This is a genomic window from Lysobacter sp. H21R4 (assembly GCF_015277535.1).
Lineage (GTDB): Bacteria > Pseudomonadota > Gammaproteobacteria > Xanthomonadales > Xanthomonadaceae > Novilysobacter > Novilysobacter ciconiae.
This window is the reverse complement of the sequence record NZ_CP063772.1, coordinates 971,407-989,914: the sequence shown is the minus strand read 5'-3', so window position 1 is coordinate 989,914 and position 18,508 is coordinate 971,407. Positions and strand designations below refer to the sequence as shown.

The window sequence follows — 18,508 nt, the reverse complement described above, 5'->3', positions numbered from 1 at the left end:
CGAGCCGTTACAGCGCGTCGATATCGCCCAGCGCACGGATCAGTCGGCGGGCGCGTTTGTCTGGCTTGGTCCTGGGTGCCTCGTAGCCGACGCGTGCAGCCGCGCGCATCGCCCTCGCCTCTTCGCGCGCGACCTTGGACTCCTCGGACTCGCGATACAGGCTTTGCGCGACAGTCGCAGAGCCGCGCTTGCTGGCGAGCGCGAGAACGGTGATCTCGAAGGTTTCTTCCCCGCGGGTCACCCGCAGGACATCATCGACCCGGACCGCGCGCGAGACCTTCGGGCGCTGGCCGTCGACCTCGACCTTGCCGCTTTCAATCGCCTGGCGTGACAGCGTGCGGTTCTTGAAGAACCGCGCCGCCCACAACCACAGGTCGAGGCGAACGGTGCCGGAAGCGTCTGTCACCGCCAATCCCGCGAGCGACCGCGGCACGGGTCACCGACGATCCCCGCCGCGCAGACACACAAAAGCCGCCCGAAGGCGGCCTTGTGGTGCAGCGGATGCATCATCGCCAGATGGATTACTTGGCGGCGTCCGCAGCAGCGGCGGCAGCGGCTTTCGCCTCGGCCTTGAACTTGGCCGCACCGGCCAGGTCTTCCTTGATGCGCGCCTTGCGACCTTCCAGACCACGCAGGTAGTACAGCTTGCCCGCGCGGACCTTGCCGCGGCGCTTCACTTCGACCGAGTCGATGACCAGACTGTGGCTCTGGAACACGCGCTCCACACCGAAGCCGTGCGAGATCTTGCGCACAGTGAACGCGGAGTTGAGACCGGCGTTCTTCATTGCGATGACCACGCCCTCATAGGCCTGCACGCGCTCGCGGGTGCCTTCCTTGACCTTGACGTTGACGACGATGGTGTCGCCGGGGCCGAACACGGGCAGTTCGCGGGTGACCTGCTCGGATTCGAATTCTTGCAGCAGCGTATGGATCGAGGGCTTCTTCATGGGTGCGGCCTGTTGGAGTAGTTGTAGCGCGAGTGCACGTGGACCCGCGTCTGGCGTAATTAGTGTCAAGCGGCGAATTGTAGCGGAGATGGGGCGATCATTGCCAGTGCTGGCTGTACGGGCGTGTTCGCCCCCGGTGGGCGACAGGGAATCGCGGCTGAAGGCGAAATCCCGGCTTCAGCTGGCGGTATCGGGTTCCGCCTGCGCGGCCCGCCACTGCTCCAGCAGTTTGCGATCGGCCTTGGACAGCGAGGACTCGTCAAACAGATCCGGGCGCCGCTGCATCGTCCTCACCAGCGACTGTTGCCGGCGCCAGCGCGCGATGTCGCCGTGGTTGCCGGACATCAACACATCCGGCACCGATCCCAGCTCGTGCGAGACCGGACGCGTGTAATGCGGGCAGTCGAGAAATCCGTCCTCGAAGCTGTCCTGGACGGCGGACTCGGCGTCGTTCAAGGCACCCTCCTGCAGCCGGGCCACCGCATCAACCACGACCGCGGCCGCCAGCTCGCCACCGGAGAGCACGTAGTCACCGATGGAGAGTTCCTCGTCGACCTCGGCGGCAATCAGTCGTTCATCGATACCCTCGTAGCGGCCGCACAACAGCAGCAGCCGCTCACGGCCCGCAAGCTCATGCACTTTTGCCTGGGTCAGTGGCGCACCCTGGGGGCTCAGGTAGACGGTCCGCACCGGCCGCGGGTCCGCCGCGCGGGCGGCGTTCAACGCCGAGCGCAGCGGATCGATCAGCATCACCATTCCGGGACCGCCGCCGAATGGCCGATCATCGACCCGCCGATAATTGCCCTGCGCATGGTCGCGCGGATTCCATCCGTGCAGCGACAGCAGGCCCCGCTCAACCGCACGGCCGGTCACGCCAAAGGCGGCGCACTGGGCAATGAAATCCGGGAACAGGCTGATGACATCGACGCGCATGCCGGCGCTAGAACTCGGGGTCCCAATCGACGGTGACCAATCCCTGCTCCAGGTCGATGGCGGTGACGTATTGCGGCTGGACGAAGGGAATCATCCGTTCGCGCTCGTCGTCACGCGCCACCAGCACGTCGTTGGCGCCGGTGGAAAACAGGTGGGATACGCGCCCCAGGTCGACACCCTCGACGGTGCGGACCTGCAGGCCTTCCAGATCGGCCCAGTAATATTCACCGGGCGCCGGCGGCGGCAATGCGCTGCGCGGCACATGGATCTCAAGCCCGGTCAGCGCTTCGGCAGCGTCGCGGTCTGCGACCTCGGGGAAGATGGCGAGCACGTGCTTGCCGGTGTCCCTGCCGCGCACGCCCCTGCACGCACGCTCGTTGCCCTGGGCATCGCGCAGGGTCCAGGGCTGGTAGCGGAAAATGGCGTCGCGGGGCTCGGTCCAGGATTCGATCCTGACCTCCCCACGCAGACCAAGGGCACCAAGCACCCTGCCAAGGAGGATGCGGTGCCCGGAGTCGTTCATCGTGGTTGGCAGTGCGCCAGGCGCACCGCCGGAAAATCAGGCCGCGGCCGGAGCCGTAGCGGTGGCCGGAGCATCAGCCGACTTCAAGGCTTCCTTGTACAGCAGGGCGACCTTGTCGGACATCTGCGCGCCGGTACCGACCCAGTGCTTCACGCGCTCGGTGTTGAGCTCCACGCGCTTCTCGCCACCAGCGGCCACCGGGTTGTAGAAACCCAGACGCTCGATGTTGCGGCCGTCGCGGGCACTGCGGCTGTCGGTAACGATGATGTGGTAGAAGGGACGCTTCTTGGCGCCGCCGCGGGTCAGTCGAATCTTGACCATGGTCTGTGATGTCCTGTGTTGCCCAGTCGCCGGAATGGCGAGGTAAGCCTGCAATTGTAGGGGATTGCGTATCGCAAAGGGAAGTGGCTCAGCCGAAGGGCATCCCGCCGCGTCCGCCCATCATTCCCTTCATGCCGCGCATCATGCCCTTCATGCCGCCGCGGCCGAGTTTGCCCATCATCTTTTCCATCTGCTGGTACTGCTTCATCAGCTTGTTGACCTCGGCCGGCGTGGTCCCGGCGCCGCGGGCGATGCGGGCCCGGCGCGAGCCGTTCAGAAGCGCCGGATTGCGTCGCTCCTTGGCGGTCATCGAGTTGATGATGGCCACCAGGCGCGGCACTTCCTTGCCGGTCACCTGCGACTTGACCGAATCAGGTACCTGGCCCATGCCCGGCAGCTTGTCCATCAGGCTGGAGATGCCCCCCATGCTCTGCATCTGCTCGAGCTGGTCGCGCATGTCCTCCAGGTTGAACTTCTTGCCCTTGGCGACCTTCTCGGCGAGTTTCTGTGCCTTGTCCTGGTCGACCTGGCCCTCGACCTGCTCCACCAGCGAGAGCACGTCGCCCATGTCGAGGATCCGGCTGGCCACCCGGTCGGGATGGAACACGTCCAGGCCGTCGGGCTTCTCGCTGACACCGATGAACTTGATCGGTTTGCCGGTGATGTAGCGCACGCTCAGGGCGGCGCCGCCGCGCGCGTCACCGTCGGTCTTGGTCAGCACGACGCCGGTCAACGGCAACGCCTCGCCGAACGCCTTGGCCGTGGTCGCCGCGTCCTGGCCGGTCATGGAATCGACCACGAACAGCGTCTCCACCGGGTTGACCGCCGCGTGCAGGGCCTGGATCTCTGCCATCATCGCCTCGTCGATCGCGAGGCGACCGGCGGTATCGACGATAAGCACGTCGATGAAGGACTTGCGCGCGTCCTCGATCGCGGCGCGCACGATCGCTTCAGGCTTCTGGTCGGTGCTGGACGGGAAGAAGGTGACGTCGACCTGCTCGGCGAGAGTCTTCAACTGCTCGATCGCGGCCGGCCGGTAGACGTCCGCGCTGACCACCATGACCTTCTTCTTGCGCTTGTCCTTGAGGTGCTTGGCCAGCTTTGCGGTCGTGGTGGTCTTGCCCGCGCCCTGCAGGCCCGCCATCAGGATCACCGCCGGTGCAGGCACGTTGAGGTTGAGCTCGTTGGCCTGCGAGCCCATCACCGCGGTCATCTCGTCGCGCACGACCTTGATCAGGGCCTGCCCCGGAGTCAGCGACTTGAGCACTTCCTGGCCCACCGCGCGCACCTTGATCCGCTCGATCAGCGCCTGCACGACCGGCAACGCCACGTCGGCTTCCAGCAGTGCTATGCGCACCTCGCGCAGCGATTCGCGGATGTTCTCCTCCGACAGGCGGCCGCGGCCACGCAACCGCTCGATGGTGCCGGACAGGCGCTGGGTCAGGGATTCGAACATGCGGAGGTACCCGGAGAAGGACGGTGGAAAGATGGTCGCCAAGTATAGCCCGCGGCACACCGGCTACTGCGCGCGCCCCCGGTCGCGTTTGCACGCACACCGCCTGCCACGTGCCCGCTCGCCGCATGCGAAGATCACGCCTGCTCCCAAGCTGCGTGGTCGGGCGGCACCCTCAAAATCCCTTGTGCGGCGCGCTTGGCGCGAGCCAGCGGGCGTTCGCGCCGTGAGACACTTTGCCGATGACAATCGTTCTCATCACCGTTCTTCTCTATCTGCTTGCCACCGGCCTGCTGGTCGCGAATTTCGCCAGCAGTGAAGCGGCCGGTCGCGCCTGGCTGGCACCGGCGATCGGCGCGGTGCTGCTGCATGCCGGCACCCATCTGGCGGCCTGGCGCGGGATCGGTGGCGCGGACATGCACTTCTATGCCGCGCTCTCGCTGGTCTCGCTGGGGATGGCGGCGATGACCGTGGCAGTGGGCGCCAAGGGCCGGATGGCTGCGCTGGGCGTGGTGGTGTTCCCCTTGGCCGTGCTTACGCTGGTGGGCTACCACCTCCACGGCCATATCGCGCCGGAGACGCTTGACTGGCGCCTGCAGTTGCACGCCTGGACCGCGCTGCTGGCCTACGCAACGCTGGCCTTGGCGGCGCTGCTGGCGATCATGCTCTGGCTGCAGGAACGCGCCCTGCGCCGCCGCAGCATCCACGGATGGCTGCGCGCGCTGCCGCCGCTGGTGGAACTGGAGATGCTGCTGTTCCGCACCATCAAGGTCGGCTTCGTGCTGCTTTCGGCGACCCTGCTCACCGGCGTGCTGTTCGTCGATGACCTGCTCGCCCAGCACCTGGTCCACAAGACGGTGCTCAGCGTGTTGTCCTGGCTGACCTTCGGCGCGTTGCTGGTCGGTCGCTGGCGCTACGGCTGGCGTGGCGCGGTTGCCGTGCGCTGGACACTCGTGGCGATGGCGCTGCTGGTCTTGTCGTTCTTCGGCAGCAAGTTCGTGCTGGAGCTGGTGCTGCAGCGCACGAACTGAGGGGCGCCGGCCCCAGCCCCATCTAGCCGTTGGTGGCTTCCGTCGCGGCGTCGGTCTCGCGCAGCCGGGCGACAACCGGTGCCACCTGCTCCTGCCGGCCCAGTGCTTCACCGACGCGCTCCAGCGCGCAGGCGAGCTCGTCGACAGAATCGGCGCGCAATGTGGCATGCCCCACCTTCCGCCCCTCGCGCGCGGCCTTGCCGTAGTCGTGCCAATGCCCGGATGGCTCGGCAAGCACCGCCTCGGGTGAAGGCATCGCGCCCAGCCAGTTGAGCATGCAGGCGTGGCCGAGCATCCGCGTGGAACCCAGCGGCAGTCCCAGCACGGCGCGCAGGTGGTTCTGGAACTGGCTCGTCTCCGCACCTTCGATGGTCCAGTGACCGGAGTTGTGCACGCGCGGCGCCATCTCGTTGGCCAGCAGCCCGCCGTCGCGACAGAACAGCTCGAGTGCGAACACACCGACGTAGTCCAGCGCATCGGCGACCTTGCGGGCGTGGCTGGTTGCCTGCTCGGCCAGCGCATCAGTCACGTTGGCCGGCGCCAGGCTGGCCGACAGGACGCCGTCGACGTGCCAGTTCTCGGTCAGCGGCCAGCTGCGGAACCCGCCGTGACGATCGCGCACCGCGACCACGCTCAGCTCCCTCTCGAAGTCGACGAAGCCTTCCAGGATCAGTCCAACCCTGGACGCCTGCGCGCCCAGCGCGTCCCACGCAGCGTCGGCATCGTCCGCCGAGCGCAGGCGGAACTGCCCCTTGCCGTCGTAGCCCAGACGTCGGGTCTTGAGGATGCAGGGCGTGCCGACGCGCGCAATCGCCTCATCCAGCTGCGTGCGGTTGTCGACCACCGCGAACGGTGCGACGGGAATATCCAGTTCGCCGAACAGGGTCTTTTCCGCCAGTCGATCCTGGGCGACGCCGAGCGCGCGGGGATTCGGGTACACCGGCACGCGCTGGAGCAGCGAGTCGGCCGACGCGGCGGGCACGTTCTCGAAATCGAACGTGGCCACGTCGGCGCGCGACGCGAATTCCTCCAACGCCTGCGCATCGTCGAAACCGCCGGTCACCATCGGCGCGACATGCGATGCGCACGCGTCGGCCGCTGGATCGAGGACGACGAACCGCGCGCCCAGCGGCGTTCCCGCCAATACCATCATGCGCGCCAGCTGGCCGCCTCCAAGGATGCCGACCGTCTTCATTGGCGCGGATCGTCGCTGCCGGCGACCTCGGCGGTCTGGCGCGCGCGGAAGGCATCCAGCGCCGCGGCCACATCGGCATGGTCGGCGGCCAGCATCGCCGCCGCAAACAGCGCCGCGTTGGTGGCCCCGGCGTTGCCGATGGCAAACGTGGCGACCGGCACACCGGCCGGCATCTGCACGATGGACAGCAGGGAGTCCATGCCGTTGAGTGCCTTGCTCTGCACCGGAACGCCGAGCACCGGCACCGCGGTCTTCGCCGCCAGCATGCCGGGCAGGTGCGCCGCGCCGCCCGCACCGGCGATGATCGCCCGCAGCCCCCGTCCGGCCGCGGTGGCGGCATAGTCGAACAGGACGTCCGGCGTGCGATGCGCCGACACCACCCTCACCTCATGCGCGATCCCCAGGGCATCCAGGCGCGCGGCCGCGTGCTGCATCGTCTCCCAGTCGGAACGGGAGCCCATCACAAGGCCGACCAGCGGCGCCTGCACGGTGTCTGTCATGGTTGGACCCTACGGCAAAACGGTATTCTACCGGGCACACACGCAAGCGCCACGAGCGCGCGCGTCCCCACCATGCCGTCCGCCGCACACCGCGGACCGATCATTGGAGAAACCGCCCAGATGGACCGCAAACTGCTCGACCTGCTCGTGTGCCCAACCACCCGCCAACCGCTGGCGATGCTCGACACCCGCAGCCTGAAGTCGCTCAACGAGGCGATCGCGGGTGGCGGCGTGCTGCGCGCTGATGGCAGCCCACAGACAGATGCGCTTCGCGAGACTCTGGTGACCCGCGATCGTGCGCATGTCTACCGCGTGGACGACGGCATCCCGGTCCTGCTGGCAGAGGAAGCGATCGCGTCCCGGCAGGTCGCCGGATTTCCGCCCGCATGAGCGAGCCGCTGCACGCCCCGGACTGCGTGGCCGACGATGTATCCCGCGCGCTGGCGGAGGACATCGGCGGCGGTGACGTGACCGCCGCGCTGCTGTCGGACCACGCCGACTCGGCCTACCTGCTGTGCAAGGAAGACGCCGTGGTGTGCGGTCGTCCGTGGTTTGATGCCTGCCACCGCGCGCTGGATCCCGACGTCCGCATCCGGTGGCACGTCGCAGAGGGCGATCGCGTGCAGGCCGGAACCGTGCTGGCCACTTTGGAGGGCCGCGCCCAGGCGCTGGTCACCGCCGAGCGCACTTCGCTCAACTTCATGCAGACCCTTTCGGGCACCGCAACGACGACTGCGCAGCATGTCGCCGCCGTCGCCGGGACCGGCACCCGGATCCTCGACACTCGCAAGACCATTCCGGGACTGCGCCTGGCGCAGAAATACGCCGTGCGCGCCGGGGGCGGAGTGAACCATCGGATCGGTCTTTTCGACGCGGTGATGTTGAAGGAAAACCATGTCCGCGCCGCCGGTTCGATCGCCGCGGCGATCCAGGCCGCGCGGAGGTTGCAGCCCGACCTGCCGTTGATTGTCGAGGTGGAGACACTGGCGGAGCTGCGCGAGGCGTTGGACGAGGGCTGCGACCGCATCCTGATCGACAATTTCGACGCAGCTACCCGACGCGAGGCGGTGCGCATCAACGCCGCGCATGCGCGCCCCGCGCCGCTGGAAGTCTCAGGCGGCGTCGACCTTGCCGGATTGCGGGCGATCGCCGAGGACGGCGTGGACTTCATCTCCATTGGCGCGCTGACCAAGCACGTCCACGCCATCGACCTCTCGCTCAAGCTCGGCGCGCCGCCGATGGCCGGCTGACCGTGCCCACGATGCTGATCGTTATGATCGTGGGATCAGTGGCGTTTGCTTTCTGGAGCGCGGGCCGCGGCGCCGCCGAGCGCGCGGAGGTGTTGGGCCGCGAGGCCTGTTCGGCGGCGGGTGTGCAGTTGCTGGACCAGACGGTGCACGTGATGCGCATGCGCCTGTACCGCGGCGAGGACGGCTGGCTGGGATGGGAGCGGACGTTCCGCTTCGACTACTCGCGCGACGGCGAGGACCGCCACGTGGGTCGGCTGGTCCTGCGCGGCGGCCGGATGGTCTCTTTCGCCGGTCCGGTCGACCAGGCTACTTGACGACCCGAAGGTGCCCGCCGCGTCGCGGACCGGACGGATCGGTTCCGTCGCCATCGGGCGCCGGATCATCGTCGTTGTCTTCCGCGTCACTGTGGATGCGCTCTGCGCCTGAGGCGTCGCTGGGCACCGCGCTCAACGCTGGCCGCTGCGTTGCCGCTCCCTCGGAGCTCGGGTGCGCGTTCTGACCGGCGTCCGCCTCATCGCCGGTCTCATCGGGCAGGACCATGCCCTGTCCGGTCTCGCGCGCGTAGATCGCCACGACAGCGTGGGTGGGCACGGAAATCGATTGACTGACGCCGCCAAAACGGGCGCTGAAGCGGATCAGCTCGTTGCTCATCTCCAACCCGGAGACCGCTTGCTGGGCCACGTTCAGCACGATGCGCCCCTCACTGACGGCATGCAGCGGAACCTGCACGCCGCTGCGCGTCGCGTCCACCAGCAGGTGGGGCGTCATGTCATTGTCGGCGATCCACTCATACAGCGCCCGCAGCAGGTACGGACGGTGACTGGTCATCACTGGGGTTTCGTCGTTCATGCGACCAGTTTAGAACACCGACCGCGATTCCGGGGACGGCGCCGCGTGGCTTCGGTAGCGCTGACGGCTCAGACCGGCAGTTCGTTCAGCCGCCGCTCCTGCTCGGTCAGGCTGCGCGCGAATCCGGGGTTGCGGAAGATGCGGCTGCCGTAATCCTCCAGCGCCTTGCCATCCTTGGGCAGCGTCACGCCGAGCGACGGCAGCCGCCAGATGATCGGCGCCATTGCGCAATCGGCCAGGCTCATCTCGTTGTTGATGAAGAACTTGTACGCCTTGAACAACGGCACCGAGGCAGTCAGCAGTTCTTTCAGCCGCTTGCGCGCCGCCTCGGCCTGGGCCTTGGTGCCCATCTGGATCGCCTGCACTTGCGGCACCCAATCGTGCTCCAGGCGCAAGGTGGCCAGGCGCAGCCGCGCACGCGACAACGGGTCGACCGGCATCAGCGGCGGATGCGGGTATCGCTCATCCAGGTATTCGCTGACCACGCTGGCTGCGTAGAGCACCAGGTCGCGCTCGACCAGGGTCGGCACCGAGTGGTACGGGTTGAGGTCGATGAGGTCCTCCGGCGGATTCTGCGGATCCACCGAAATCAGGTCGTAGGTAACGCCCTTGGACGCCAATACCAGCCGGACTCGATGACACAACACACAATCATTCGAGGAAAACAGGGTAAGGGCATTGCGCATACGGGGGCTTGACGCCATTTTCGACCTCTCCAACGCCCGGAATCCGCCGGACGCAAGACGCCATCCACCCAGCGTGGACAGTCGTCACGACCTCAACTACGACTCATCAGTGCACGTCGCGCCAGTACTCCTTGTTCAGCAGCCAAGCGAAGAACGTAAACACCGCAAGAAACAGGATGACCCAGACGCCGATCGCGGGACGCTTCAGGATCGCCGGCTCGCCGGCGTATTCGAGGAATGCGGTGATGTCGCGTACCGACTGGTCGAACTGCTGCGGATCCATGCTGCCCGGCTGCGTGACCGTCAAGCCGGTGATCATCCGGTTGCCGGTCGCATCGGCCGCGCCGTACTCGGCGTGCTGCAGGCCCTGCATCTCCCATAGCGGGTTGGGCATGGCTACGTTCGGGAACAGGCTGTTGTTCCAGCCCAGCGCCGTCGAATCATCCAGGTAGAACGACTTCAGGTAGGTATACAGCCAATCCGCGCCGCGCACACGGGAAATCACGCTCAGATCGGGCGGCGCGTTGCCAAACCACTCCGTGGCGCCGTCCTTCGGCATGGCGGTTTCGATGTGGTCGCCGAACTTCGCATCGGTGAACACGAGGTTTTCCATCACCTCGTCCTCGGTCAGTCCCAGATCGCTGGCCATGCGCGAATAGCGCAGGTACTTCAGGGAGTGACAGCCGGCGCAGTAGTTCAGGTAGAGCTTGGCACCGCGTTGCAGCGACCCGCGATCGTTGAGATCCGTATCGGCTTGCTGCAGCGCGCCACCGCCGGCGGCAAACGCAGCGGCCGAAACCAGCAGGCCGGCAACGAAGAGGACAAGTTTGGCAACCATGTTCGATTTGACCGTGAGGGAGCGCGGAGTGAGGGAGATCAACGGACTACCCATGGGTCGTCACCCGCTCTGGCACCGGTTTGGTTTTGTCGATCTTCGTCCACAACGGCATGGTGATGAAGAACGCGAAGTACAGGAACGTCAGCACCCGGCCGATCTGGGTCTCCACCGGGTCGGTACCCGGACCGGCGCCGATCTTGCCCAGCCAGATGAAGCACACCACCAGCATCGTCAGCATGGTCTTGGTGATCCAGCCCTTGTAGCGGACCGAGTTGACCTTGCTGCGGTCAAGCCAGGGCACGGCAAACAGGATGGCGATCGCACCGAACATGACCATCACGCCGCCCAGCTTGTCGGGAATGACCCGCAACATCGCGTAGAACGGGGTGTAGTACCAGACCGGCTTGATGTGCTCCGGCGTCACCAGGCGGTTGGCCTCGACGAAGTTGTCGTGCTCCAGGAACCAGCCACCAAAGGCCGGCGCGAAGAAGATGATGAACGCCGCGACCATCAGGAAGAAGCCGATCCCGACCAGGTCGTGGACGGTGTAGTACGGGTGGAACGGAATGCCGTCCGCGGGCTTGTTGGCATCCCAGCGGTTGCCCTTGGGGCCCTTCTTGATGTCCACGCCGTCGGGGTTGTTGGAGCCGACCTCGTGCAACGCGCCCAGATGCAGCACGACCAGCAAAAGCAGGACCAGCGGCAACGCGATCACGTGCAGGGCGAAGAAGCGGCCCAGGGTCGCATCGGAGGGCAGGTAATCGCCCATGATCCACTCGGTCAGTTCCGGCCCGATCACCGGGATCGCGCCGAACAGCGAGATGATCACCTTGGCGCCCCAGAACGACATCTGGCCCCAGGGCAACACGTAGCCCATGAAGGCTTCAGCCATCAGAACGAGGTAGATCAGCATGCCCAGGATCCACACCAGTTCGCGCGGCTTGCGGTACGAGCCGTACATCAGGCCGCGGAACATGTGGATGTAGACCACGACGAAGAACAGCGAGGCACCGGTCGAATGCATGTAGCGGATCAGCCAGCCCCACTCCACGTCGCGCATGATGTACTCGACCGAGGAGAACGCCTCGGCGGCGCTCGGCTTGTAGTGCATGGTCAGGAAGATCCCGGTGAGGATCTGGTTGACCAGCGCCACCATCGCCAGCACGCCGAAGTAGTACCAGATGTTGAAATTCTTCGGCGCGTAGTACTCGGTCATGTGCTTGCGGTAGACCGGCATCATGCCGGGCGCGCGCTCGTTGACCCAGTCCATCACGCCATTGGCGCTACGGGTGAAGATGTTCGCCATGGCTCAGGCTGCTCCCTGGTTGGAAGAGGGATCAAGGCCGATCACGATGGTGTTGTCGTCGGCATAGAAATGCGGCGGCACCAGCAGGTTGGTCGGTGCCGGAACGCCGTCGTACACCCGACCGGCCATGTCGAACTTGGACTTGTGGCAGGGGCAGAAATAACCACCCTTCCACGCCGTGTCGAAGGGTTCGGGACGGATTTCCGCCTTCATCTCCGGCGAGCAGCCCAGGTGCGTGCACAGGCCGACCAGCACGGACACCTCACGCTTGATCGAACGCAGCTCGGGGAACTCTTCGAGCACGTATTCGGGCTGCTGGTCGGGGTTCTCCGACATCGGGTCACGCAGTTGGTCGTCCAGGGTCGGCAGCGCCTCAAGGATGGCCTCGGTCCGGCGCACGATCCAGATCGGCTGGCCGCGCCATTCGCGCACGAGGCGCTGGCCGGCTTCCAACGGGGTGATGTCGACGGTCACCGGCGCGCCGGCCTGCTTGGCCCGCTCGCTGGGGTTCCACGACTTGATGAACGGCACAGCCGCAACGCCAGCGCCCACGGCGCCGATCACGGCGGTGGTTGCGGTAAGGAAACGGCGACGACCCTTGTTGACGGGCTCGTAGACGGGATCGCCGACGGGATCACCGACAGGCACGTGTTGAGGATCATTGACCCCTGGGTTGGTCATCCGGCACTCCGCAAAGCTGGTAATCGAAGCTCCACCGCGCACCCGGCACCACTGGCGACGGTTGGCGGCTCATAAAGACGTGGAAGTGTAACGGATGGATGAACGGCCCGACAATCCGATCTGGCCGCCGCCGGGCCCTTTTCCGTCACCCGTATCAATTGGTTGCGCGGTAGCGCTCGGCGAGCACACCCACGCGCTGCACGTAGCGCTGGGTTTCGCTGTACGGCGGAACACCCTTGTACTTGTCCACCGCGCCCTCACCGGCGTTGTAGCCGGCGGCAGCCAGGGTCAGGTTGCCGTCGAAGCGCTTGAGCAGCCATGCCAGGTATTCCACCCCGCCCTGGATGTTCTGCCCGGCATCAAAGGCGTTGCTGACCTTGAAGCGGCGGGCGGTGGCCGGCATCAGCTGCATCAGCCCCTGCGCACCGACCCGGGAGAGCGCGTTGGGATTGAACGCCGACTCGGCATGGATGATCGCGCGCACGATCGCCTCATCGATGCCGTGGGAGCTGGCGGCGGCCGCGATCTCGTCGCGGTAGGCCTCACGGTTCAGGCGCACGTTGCCGAAATTGACCGCCGTCGACGAGCCGCAGGCGAAGCAGGTTTCCACATAGCTGTAGGCAATGGCGCGAACCGGTCCGGCAGTGGCCACGCCCTTGGGCCGGGTGCTGCTGTAGTGGCGCACGCCGTCCTTGATGTAGGAGTAGACCTGCCCCTGGACGCGGCGCGATCCGCCACTGCCGGTCTTCACCGGGGTCACGGGAGCGGCGTTGGTGAGGAAGGTTGCAGGCGCAGAGGGATCCGACGACGGGCCCGCTGCGACGCTCGCCGTCGCGACCGTCGGCATGCTGGCAACGGCCGCAGGCGATGGCCGGGCCGGCGCTGGATCGGTGCTGACCACGCGGCACTGCGCCCCGGGGATTCGCTTGCTGACGTAGCTGCGTGTGCCGTCGGGCGTCTCGCAGCGGTAGACGCTGCCGGCGACGGCAGGGACGGCGGCCAGTGCAAATGCCAGACCGATGACTAGAATTGACCCCCTCATGAACGGGAGTGTCACCTTTCACGCCCGCTTTGCCAAGTGTGCGCTAGCGAAAACGCGACACCCTTCGCGCTCCTCGGCCGTTAGACTGGTGCAGCCCTCCATCCATTACAGGCCTGGCGCGGGCGTCCTGCTTCGAAGTCCGAAGTCCTGACGCCACATTCTGCGCCAGCCCGGACCCGCCATGACCGATTCCACGACCTCGACCCTGACTGCCGATGAACCCGCCCCGGCGACGGCGCCGCGCGGCAAGCTGTTCATCGAGACCCACGGTTGCCAGATGAACGAGTACGACTCGGCCAAGATGGCCGACGTCCTCGCCGCCTCCGACGGGCTGGAACTGACCACCAACGCGGCCGACGCGGACGTGATCTTGATCAACACCTGTTCGATCCGCGAGAAGGCGCAGGACAAGGTATTCAGCCGGCTGGGGCGCTGGAAGTCGCTGAAGAAGGATGGCAAGCCGGTGCTGATCGGCGTGGGTGGCTGCGTGGCCAGCCAGGAAGGCGAGGCCATCGTCAAGCGCGCGCCCTATGTGGATCTGGTGTTCGGGCCACAGACCCTGCACCGCCTGCCAGAGCTGATCCGCGACCGGCGCGAGTCCGGCCTGCCCCAGGTCGACATCAGCTTTCCGGAGATCGAGAAGTTCGACCGGATGCCCGAGCCGCGGGCGGAAGGGCCGTCGGCCTACGTGTCGATCATGGAAGGTTGCAGCAAGTACTGCAGCTTCTGTGTGGTGCCCTACACCCGCGGCGAAGAGGTCAGCCGGCCGTTTGAGGACGTGCTGGTCGAAGTCGCCCAGCTCGCGGCGCAGGGCGTGCGCGAGATCCACCTGCTGGGCCAGAACGTGAATGCCTACGCGGGCATGATCAGCGGCGCAGACGGGCTGGCGGAGATCGCCGACCTCGGCCTGCTGGTGCGGACGATCGCGCAGATGGACGGTGTCGAGCGGATTCGCTTCACCACCTCGCATCCGCTGGAGTTTTCCGACTCGCTGGTGGAGGCCTACCGCGATGTCCCCGAGCTGGCCAACTACCTGCACCTGCCGGTCCAGGCCGGCAGCGACCGCGTGCTGGCGGCGATGAAACGCGGCTACACCACACTCGAGTTCAAGCAGAAGATCCGCAAGCTGCGCGCGGTGCGACCGGACATCTCGATCTCCTCGGACTTCATCGTCGGCTTTCCCGGCGAGACCGAGGCCGACTTCGAGAAGACCATGAAGCTGATCGAGGACGTCGGGTTCGACCAGTCCTACTCGTTTGTCTACTCGCGTCGTCCCGGCACTCCGGCGGCGGACCTGGAGGACACGACGACCGACGCGGAAAAGCATGCGCGGCTGGCGCGCCTGCAGGCGGCGATCAACGAAAACGCGCGACGGATCAGCGAATCGATGCTCGGCAGCACCCAGCGCGTGCTCGTGGAAGGCCGATCCCGCCGCGATGCCAACGAACTGACCGGCAAGACCGAGAACATGCGCTCGGTCAACTTTGCCGGCGATCCGGCGATGATCGGCCAGTTCGTCGATATCGTGGTGACCGAAGTGATGGCCAACTCACTGCGCGGGCGGGTGGCGCTCGCCTGATCCGCTGCACGGTCCCGGCTGAACGGTCGCGGCGATTCAGTCGACCTTGCCAATATAGACGGCCTCGCCGTCGACGTAGGTTCCCAGCACCGTCAGCTCGCGCAAGTGTCGCGGATCGATCTGCAACGGATCCTGCGCCAGCACGACGAAGTCGGCGCGCTTGCCGACTTCCAGGCTGCCGATCTCGTCCTCGTCGAAACTGGCATAGGCCGCGTCCACGGTGAATCCACGCAGCGCCTCGAAGGCGGTCAGCTTCTCCTCCGGCTGCCAGCCACCGGCCGGTATGCCCTCGGCGTCGGCGCGGGTCGTGGCGCTGTACAGACCAAGGCGCGGATCAACCGACTCCACCGGGAAATCCGAGCCCAGCGCCAGGCGCGCGCCACTGTCGCGTAATTCGCGCCAGGCGTAGGCATGCTCGATCCGCTCCGGTCCCAGACGGTCCCCGGCCCAGGCCATGTCGCTGGTCGCGTGGGTGGGCTGCATCGATGCGATCACGCCCATCGCCCCCAGTCGCGGCAGGTCCGTCGCCGCCAGGACCTGCGCATGCTCGATCCGCCAGCGGTGGTCCGATCCGAGCTTGTTGCCGAGGGCGCCGGCGTAGGCATCCAGCACTGCGCGGTTACCGCGGTCGCCGATCGCATGGGTAGCGACCTGCACGTTGCAGCGCCGGGCCTTGGCTGTGACGTTCGCCAGCTGCTGCTCCGATGCCAGCATCAGTCCGCGGTTGCCCGGGTCGTCGCTGTAGTCCGCCAGCAAGGCGGCTCCGCGACTGCCGAGGGCGCCGTCGGCGAAGACCTTGACGGCACGCATCTGCAGGCGACCGCCGGGATGTTGGTAGAGGCCGTCGCGGCAGAGCGCATCCAGTGCCTCGCCGTCGCCATCGGCCATGGCATAGACGCGCATCGGCATCTCGCCGCGGTCGGCCAGTTGCTGGTAATGCTTCAGCGTCGACAACGACACGCCGGCATCGTGCACGCCGGTCAAGCCGTGCGCGACGGCGGCTTGCATGCCCAGCGCGAGCGCCTGCGACGCTACTTTGTCCTCAAGCTCGGGCACGAGGGCGTCGATCAGCGTCATCGCCTCGTCGATGAAGATTCCGGTGGGACGGCCCTGGGCATCGCGCTCGATCCTGCCGCCATCGGGCTGCCAGTCGCCGCTCAGGTCGCGCTCGACCAGCGCCAGCGCCGCGCTGTTGGCCCAGGCGGCATGGCCGTCCACCCGCCGCAGCCACACCGGCCGGTCGGGGAACACCGCGTCCAGATCGCTGGCCGAGGGGAACTGCTTCCCGGCCCAGCGGTTCTGGTCCCAGCCGCGTCCCAGCAGCCAGGTGCCGGGCGGCAGCTCGGCGGCGAAATCGCGCAACCTCCGCACCGCCTCATCCTTGCTGGTGGTCCCTGCAAGATCGGCGCGCATCGCGTTCAGGCCGAGCCCGGCGACGTGGCCGTGGGCGTCGATCAGGCCCGGCACGACCGTGGTCGGTCCCACATCCAGCAACGCGGCGGCTGGAAACTGTGCCTGCACGGCGTCGCGGGTGCCCAGGGCGAGGATCCGGCCGTCACCATCGAACGCCATGGCCTGCGCGCGCGGGCGGGCGACATCCATGGTGTGGATCCGGCCTGCGACCAGCACGGTGATATCGGCCGGAGCGGCGCGCGACTGCGCCGCATCGACCGCCGTCCATGGCAGCGCGCAGGCCGCCATGGCGGCGACCAACAATTTCCCCTGGATCGCGTGGATCGCCCGCATGCCCTGCCCCTAGCTGGATGAATCCGGACACTTTGCGAAAACCCGACCGCGGGTGCAAGCTGGCGTGCCACGCAGGACCTTGACCCCATGGCGCCATCCACCGTTTCCGAGTTTGCGCTCGACCCTCCCGGGATCGAGCGGCTGGCCAATCTGGCCGGGCCTTTCGACGGCCACCTGCGCATGATCGAACTGCGCACCGGCGTGGAAATCGCCAATCGCGGAAACATCTTCCGCCTGACCGGGGCCAAGGCCGCCGTGCGCACGGCCGAGAAGGTGCTGCGCGAGCTCTGGCGAGAGGCCGGCGACGACACGCTCGACGAGCACGCTATCCATCTGGCCCTGTCGGGCTCGGACGCATCGCAGGTCGCCGATGCAGACGTGGAACCGCAGGAAGTGGTGATCCGCGTCAAGCGCGGCACGATCCGCGGCCGCGGGCCGAACCAGCAGAAATACCTGCACGCCATCGCGACAAACGACATCAACTTCGGCATCGGCCCGGCCGGCACGGGCAAGACGTTCCTGGCCGTCGCCAGCGCGGTGGAGGCCTTGAACGAGTCACGCGTGCAGCGACTGGTGCTGGTGCGGCCGGCGGTCGAGGCCGGCGAGAAGCTGGGCTTCCTGCCTGGCGACCTGTCGCAGAAGGTCGATCCGTACCTGCGCCCGCTCTACGACGCGCTGTACGAAATGCTCGGCGTGGAGAAGGTGCTCAAGCTGCTGGAACGCAACGTCATCGAGATCGCCCCGCTGGCCTACATGCGCGGGCGCACGCTCAACGATGCGTATGTGATTCTTGACGAGGCACAGAACACCACCATCGAGCAGATGAAGATGTTCCTGACCCGGATCGGCTACGGCAGCACCGCGGTGGTCACCGGCGACCTGACCCAGAACGACCTGCCCAAGCACGTGAAGTCCGGTTTGAAGGATGCTGTGGACGTGCTGCGCGAGGTGGACGAGGTGAGTTTCACGTTCTTCGAATCGCACGACGTCGTCCGCCATCCGCTGGTCGCCCGCATCGTGAATGCCTACGAGGCCCGCGACGCGCGCGAAGCCGGTGACGCGGGCAACCCCTGAACCCGACCCTGAACCCGAGTCCATGGCGATGACACTGGGCCCCACCATTCTCGAGGTCTCCGTCAGTTACGGATTGCCGCGCCGAGGCATCCCGTCCCCGCAGAGCTTCCGGCGATGGGCGGCCGCCGCGCTGGACGGCCGCATCCGCGAAGCCGACCTGGCCATCCGCCTAGTGGACGACCGCGAGGGTCTGGCGCTCAACCGCCATTACCGGGGCAAGGACCACCCGACCAACGTGCTCAGCTTTCCCGCCGACCTGCCCGACGGGGTGACCCTGCCCTTGCTGGGAGACCTGGTGATCTGCGCCCCCGTGGTCGCCCGCGAGGCGGCCGAGCAGAACAAGCGGGTCAACGCCCACTACGCCCACCTGACCGTGCACGGCATCCTGCACCTGCTGGGCTGGGACCACGAGGACGAGCGCGAGGCCGAGTGCATGGAGCAACTGGAGCGCGAAATCCTCGCCACGCTGGACATTGCCGACCCCTATCTCGCCGGCGAATAGCTGGCGCGCTGACGCGGCCGCGACCATGGCATGCGCTAGACTCGCGCTGACG

General features: G+C 66.8%; 22 protein-coding genes. 7 read left to right on the top strand and 15 right to left on the bottom strand.

The genetic code is table 11. The features are described 5' to 3' along the window. Window positions 1-7 precede the first annotated feature (7 nt). From INQ40_RS04550 to ffh, 6 genes are all read right to left on the bottom strand, one after another. Window positions 8-406 (bottom strand): RNA-binding S4 domain-containing protein, encoded by a 399-nt coding sequence (locus tag INQ40_RS04550; RefSeq protein ID WP_194342019.1) that lies wholly within the window; start codon window positions 404-406, stop codon window positions 8-10. A 115-nt stretch (window positions 407-521) separates the two neighbouring features. Next, on the bottom strand, window positions 522-947 hold the full coding sequence (gene rplS / locus INQ40_RS04545; RefSeq protein ID WP_194342018.1) for a 50S ribosomal protein L19: 426 nt from the start codon (window positions 945-947) through the stop codon (window positions 522-524). Window positions 948-1,124: 177 nt separating this feature from the next. Further along, entirely contained in the window at window positions 1,125-1,880 is a 756-nt protein-coding gene (gene trmD / locus INQ40_RS04540) for a tRNA (guanosine(37)-N1)-methyltransferase TrmD (RefSeq protein ID WP_194342017.1), read from the bottom strand. Window positions 1,881-1,887: 7 nt separating this feature from the next. After that, window positions 1,888-2,403, bottom strand: a complete 516-nt coding sequence (gene rimM, locus INQ40_RS04535) for a ribosome maturation factor RimM (RefSeq protein WP_194342016.1) — start codon at window positions 2,401-2,403, stop codon at window positions 1,888-1,890. Between the two features lie 36 nt (window positions 2,404-2,439). Then, window positions 2,440-2,724, bottom strand: coding sequence for a 30S ribosomal protein S16 (rpsP, locus tag INQ40_RS04530; protein ID WP_043958445.1), 285 nt, complete (start codon window positions 2,722-2,724; stop codon window positions 2,440-2,442). A gap of 88 nt (window positions 2,725-2,812) precedes the next feature. Beyond that, entirely contained in the window at window positions 2,813-4,180 is a 1,368-nt protein-coding gene (gene ffh / locus INQ40_RS04525) for a signal recognition particle protein (protein WP_193986613.1), read from the bottom strand. 239 nt (window positions 4,181-4,419) lie between these two features. On the opposite strand from ffh, the gene ccsA reads away from it, so the two are divergent. After that, window positions 4,420-5,208 carry a cytochrome c biogenesis protein CcsA gene (gene ccsA, locus INQ40_RS04520; protein WP_194342015.1) on the top strand — a complete coding sequence of 263 codons (789 nt, stop codon included), beginning with the start codon at window positions 4,420-4,422 and terminating at the stop codon, window positions 5,206-5,208. 22 nt (window positions 5,209-5,230) lie between these two features. Here ccsA and INQ40_RS04515 read toward each other — a convergent pair whose 3' ends face one another. Continuing rightward, window positions 5,231-6,403 carry a 5-(carboxyamino)imidazole ribonucleotide synthase gene (locus INQ40_RS04515; protein WP_194342014.1) on the bottom strand — a complete coding sequence of 391 codons (1,173 nt, stop codon included), beginning with the start codon at window positions 6,401-6,403 and terminating at the stop codon, window positions 5,231-5,233. Next, entirely contained in the window at window positions 6,400-6,903 is a 504-nt protein-coding gene (gene purE, locus INQ40_RS04510; RefSeq protein WP_194342013.1) for a 5-(carboxyamino)imidazole ribonucleotide mutase, read from the bottom strand. Before purE ends, INQ40_RS04515 begins: the two co-directional genes overlap by 4 nt. 120 nt (window positions 6,904-7,023) lie before the next feature. On the opposite strand from purE, the gene INQ40_RS04505 reads away from it, so the two are divergent. The 3 genes from INQ40_RS04505 to INQ40_RS04495 are packed head-to-tail and all read left to right on the top strand — an operon-like array spanning window position 7,024 to window position 8,467. Next, window positions 7,024-7,293: a Trm112 family protein gene (locus tag INQ40_RS04505; RefSeq protein WP_194342012.1), complete on the top strand. Its 270-nt coding sequence runs from the start codon at window positions 7,024-7,026 to the stop codon at window positions 7,291-7,293. Then, window positions 7,290-8,153 carry a carboxylating nicotinate-nucleotide diphosphorylase gene (nadC, locus tag INQ40_RS04500; protein ID WP_194342011.1) on the top strand — a complete coding sequence of 288 codons (864 nt, stop codon included), beginning with the start codon at window positions 7,290-7,292 and terminating at the stop codon, window positions 8,151-8,153. Before INQ40_RS04505 ends, nadC begins: the two co-directional genes overlap by 4 nt. 2 nt (window positions 8,154-8,155) lie before the next feature. Beyond that, window positions 8,156-8,467 (top strand): DUF3301 domain-containing protein, encoded by a 312-nt coding sequence (locus tag INQ40_RS04495; RefSeq protein WP_193986595.1) that lies wholly within the window; start codon window positions 8,156-8,158, stop codon window positions 8,465-8,467. Here INQ40_RS04495 and INQ40_RS04490 read toward each other — a convergent pair. The 6 genes from INQ40_RS04490 to INQ40_RS04465 all read right to left on the bottom strand — a co-directional run bounded on the left by INQ40_RS04490 (window position 8,460) and on the right by INQ40_RS04465 (window position 13,555). Next, a complete protein-coding gene (locus INQ40_RS04490) occupies window positions 8,460-9,002 on the bottom strand; it encodes a ClpXP protease specificity-enhancing factor (RefSeq protein ID WP_193986593.1) in 543 nt (180 codons plus the stop codon). The two genes, INQ40_RS04495 and INQ40_RS04490, sit on opposite strands and share 8 nt — an antisense overlap. A gap of 68 nt (window positions 9,003-9,070) precedes the next feature. After that, complete coding sequence (locus INQ40_RS04485; RefSeq protein ID WP_193986591.1) at window positions 9,071-9,706, bottom strand: glutathione S-transferase N-terminal domain-containing protein; 636 nt, start codon at window positions 9,704-9,706, stop codon at window positions 9,071-9,073. Between the two features lie 88 nt (window positions 9,707-9,794). Beyond that, complete coding sequence (locus INQ40_RS04480; protein WP_194342010.1) at window positions 9,795-10,526, bottom strand: cytochrome c1; 732 nt, start codon at window positions 10,524-10,526, stop codon at window positions 9,795-9,797. Between the two features lie 46 nt (window positions 10,527-10,572). Then, a complete protein-coding gene (locus INQ40_RS04475) occupies window positions 10,573-11,832 on the bottom strand; it encodes a cytochrome bc complex cytochrome b subunit (RefSeq protein WP_194342009.1) in 1,260 nt (419 codons plus the stop codon). Window positions 11,833-11,835: 3 nt separating this feature from the next. Next, entirely contained in the window at window positions 11,836-12,513 is a 678-nt protein-coding gene (gene petA / locus INQ40_RS04470) for a ubiquinol-cytochrome c reductase iron-sulfur subunit (protein ID WP_194342008.1), read from the bottom strand. A gap of 154 nt (window positions 12,514-12,667) precedes the next feature. Beyond that, complete coding sequence (locus INQ40_RS04465) at window positions 12,668-13,555, bottom strand: lytic transglycosylase domain-containing protein (protein ID WP_194342007.1); 888 nt, start codon at window positions 13,553-13,555, stop codon at window positions 12,668-12,670. Window positions 13,556-13,736: 181 nt separating this feature from the next. Here INQ40_RS04465 and miaB point away from each other — a divergent pair, with 181 nt between their 5' ends. Further along, entirely contained in the window at window positions 13,737-15,134 is a 1,398-nt protein-coding gene (gene miaB / locus INQ40_RS04460) for a tRNA (N6-isopentenyl adenosine(37)-C2)-methylthiotransferase MiaB (protein WP_194342006.1), read from the top strand. A 36-nt stretch (window positions 15,135-15,170) separates the two neighbouring features. Here the strand turns inward: miaB and INQ40_RS04455 are convergent, their stop codons facing one another. Next, window positions 15,171-16,880, bottom strand: a complete 1,710-nt coding sequence (locus INQ40_RS04455; RefSeq protein WP_194342005.1) for an amidohydrolase — start codon at window positions 16,878-16,880, stop codon at window positions 15,171-15,173. Window positions 16,881-16,967: 87 nt separating this feature from the next. Here INQ40_RS04455 and INQ40_RS04450 point away from each other — a divergent pair, with 87 nt between their 5' ends. Next, a complete protein-coding gene (locus tag INQ40_RS04450; protein WP_194342004.1) occupies window positions 16,968-17,954 on the top strand; it encodes a PhoH family protein in 987 nt (328 codons plus the stop codon). A 28-nt stretch (window positions 17,955-17,982) separates the two neighbouring features. Next, complete coding sequence (gene ybeY / locus INQ40_RS04445; protein ID WP_194342423.1) at window positions 17,983-18,456, top strand: rRNA maturation RNase YbeY; 474 nt, start codon at window positions 17,983-17,985, stop codon at window positions 18,454-18,456. The last annotated feature ends 52 nt before the right edge of the window (window positions 18,457-18,508 follow it).

What these genes read in the sequence shown, in the direction of transcription:
- trmD (WP_194342017.1), bottom strand. Translation starts at nt 1,880, where the DNA reads ATGCGCGTCGATGTCATCAGCCTGTTCCCGGATTTCATTGCCCAGTGC.
- INQ40_RS04480 (WP_194342010.1), bottom strand. Translation starts at nt 10,526, where the DNA reads ATGGTTGCCAAACTTGTCCTCTTCGTTGCCGGCCTGCTGGTTTCGGCC.
- INQ40_RS04515 (WP_194342014.1), bottom strand. Translation starts at nt 6,403, where the DNA reads ATGAAGACGGTCGGCATCCTTGGAGGCGGCCAGCTGGCGCGCATGATG.
- INQ40_RS04475 (WP_194342009.1), bottom strand. Translation starts at nt 11,832, where the DNA reads ATGGCGAACATCTTCACCCGTAGCGCCAATGGCGTGATGGACTGGGTC.
- INQ40_RS04485 (WP_193986591.1), bottom strand. Translation starts at nt 9,706, where the DNA reads ATGGCGTCAAGCCCCCGTATGCGCAATGCCCTTACCCTGTTTTCCTCG.
- INQ40_RS04505 (WP_194342012.1), top strand. Translation starts at nt 7,024, where the DNA reads ATGGACCGCAAACTGCTCGACCTGCTCGTGTGCCCAACCACCCGCCAA.
- ccsA (WP_194342015.1), top strand. Translation starts at nt 4,420, where the DNA reads ATGACAATCGTTCTCATCACCGTTCTTCTCTATCTGCTTGCCACCGGC.
- INQ40_RS04450 (WP_194342004.1), top strand. Translation starts at nt 16,968, where the DNA reads ATGGCGCCATCCACCGTTTCCGAGTTTGCGCTCGACCCTCCCGGGATC.
- ybeY (WP_194342423.1), top strand. Translation starts at nt 17,983, where the DNA reads ATGACACTGGGCCCCACCATTCTCGAGGTCTCCGTCAGTTACGGATTG.
- miaB (WP_194342006.1), top strand. Translation starts at nt 13,737, where the DNA reads ATGACCGATTCCACGACCTCGACCCTGACTGCCGATGAACCCGCCCCG.
- INQ40_RS04455 (WP_194342005.1), bottom strand. Translation starts at nt 16,880, where the DNA reads ATGCGGGCGATCCACGCGATCCAGGGGAAATTGTTGGTCGCCGCCATG.
- INQ40_RS04465 (WP_194342007.1), bottom strand. Translation starts at nt 13,555, where the DNA reads ATGAGGGGGTCAATTCTAGTCATCGGTCTGGCATTTGCACTGGCCGCC.
- rpsP (WP_043958445.1), bottom strand. Translation starts at nt 2,724, where the DNA reads ATGGTCAAGATTCGACTGACCCGCGGCGGCGCCAAGAAGCGTCCCTTC.
- INQ40_RS04490 (WP_193986593.1), bottom strand. Translation starts at nt 9,002, where the DNA reads ATGAACGACGAAACCCCAGTGATGACCAGTCACCGTCCGTACCTGCTG.
- nadC (WP_194342011.1), top strand. Translation starts at nt 7,290, where the DNA reads ATGAGCGAGCCGCTGCACGCCCCGGACTGCGTGGCCGACGATGTATCC.
- petA (WP_194342008.1), bottom strand. Translation starts at nt 12,513, where the DNA reads ATGACCAACCCAGGGGTCAATGATCCTCAACACGTGCCTGTCGGTGAT.
- purE (WP_194342013.1), bottom strand. Translation starts at nt 6,903, where the DNA reads ATGACAGACACCGTGCAGGCGCCGCTGGTCGGCCTTGTGATGGGCTCC.
- rplS (WP_194342018.1), bottom strand. Translation starts at nt 947, where the DNA reads ATGAAGAAGCCCTCGATCCATACGCTGCTGCAAGAATTCGAATCCGAG.
- rimM (WP_194342016.1), bottom strand. Translation starts at nt 2,403, where the DNA reads ATGAACGACTCCGGGCACCGCATCCTCCTTGGCAGGGTGCTTGGTGCC.
- ffh (WP_193986613.1), bottom strand. Translation starts at nt 4,180, where the DNA reads ATGTTCGAATCCCTGACCCAGCGCCTGTCCGGCACCATCGAGCGGTTG.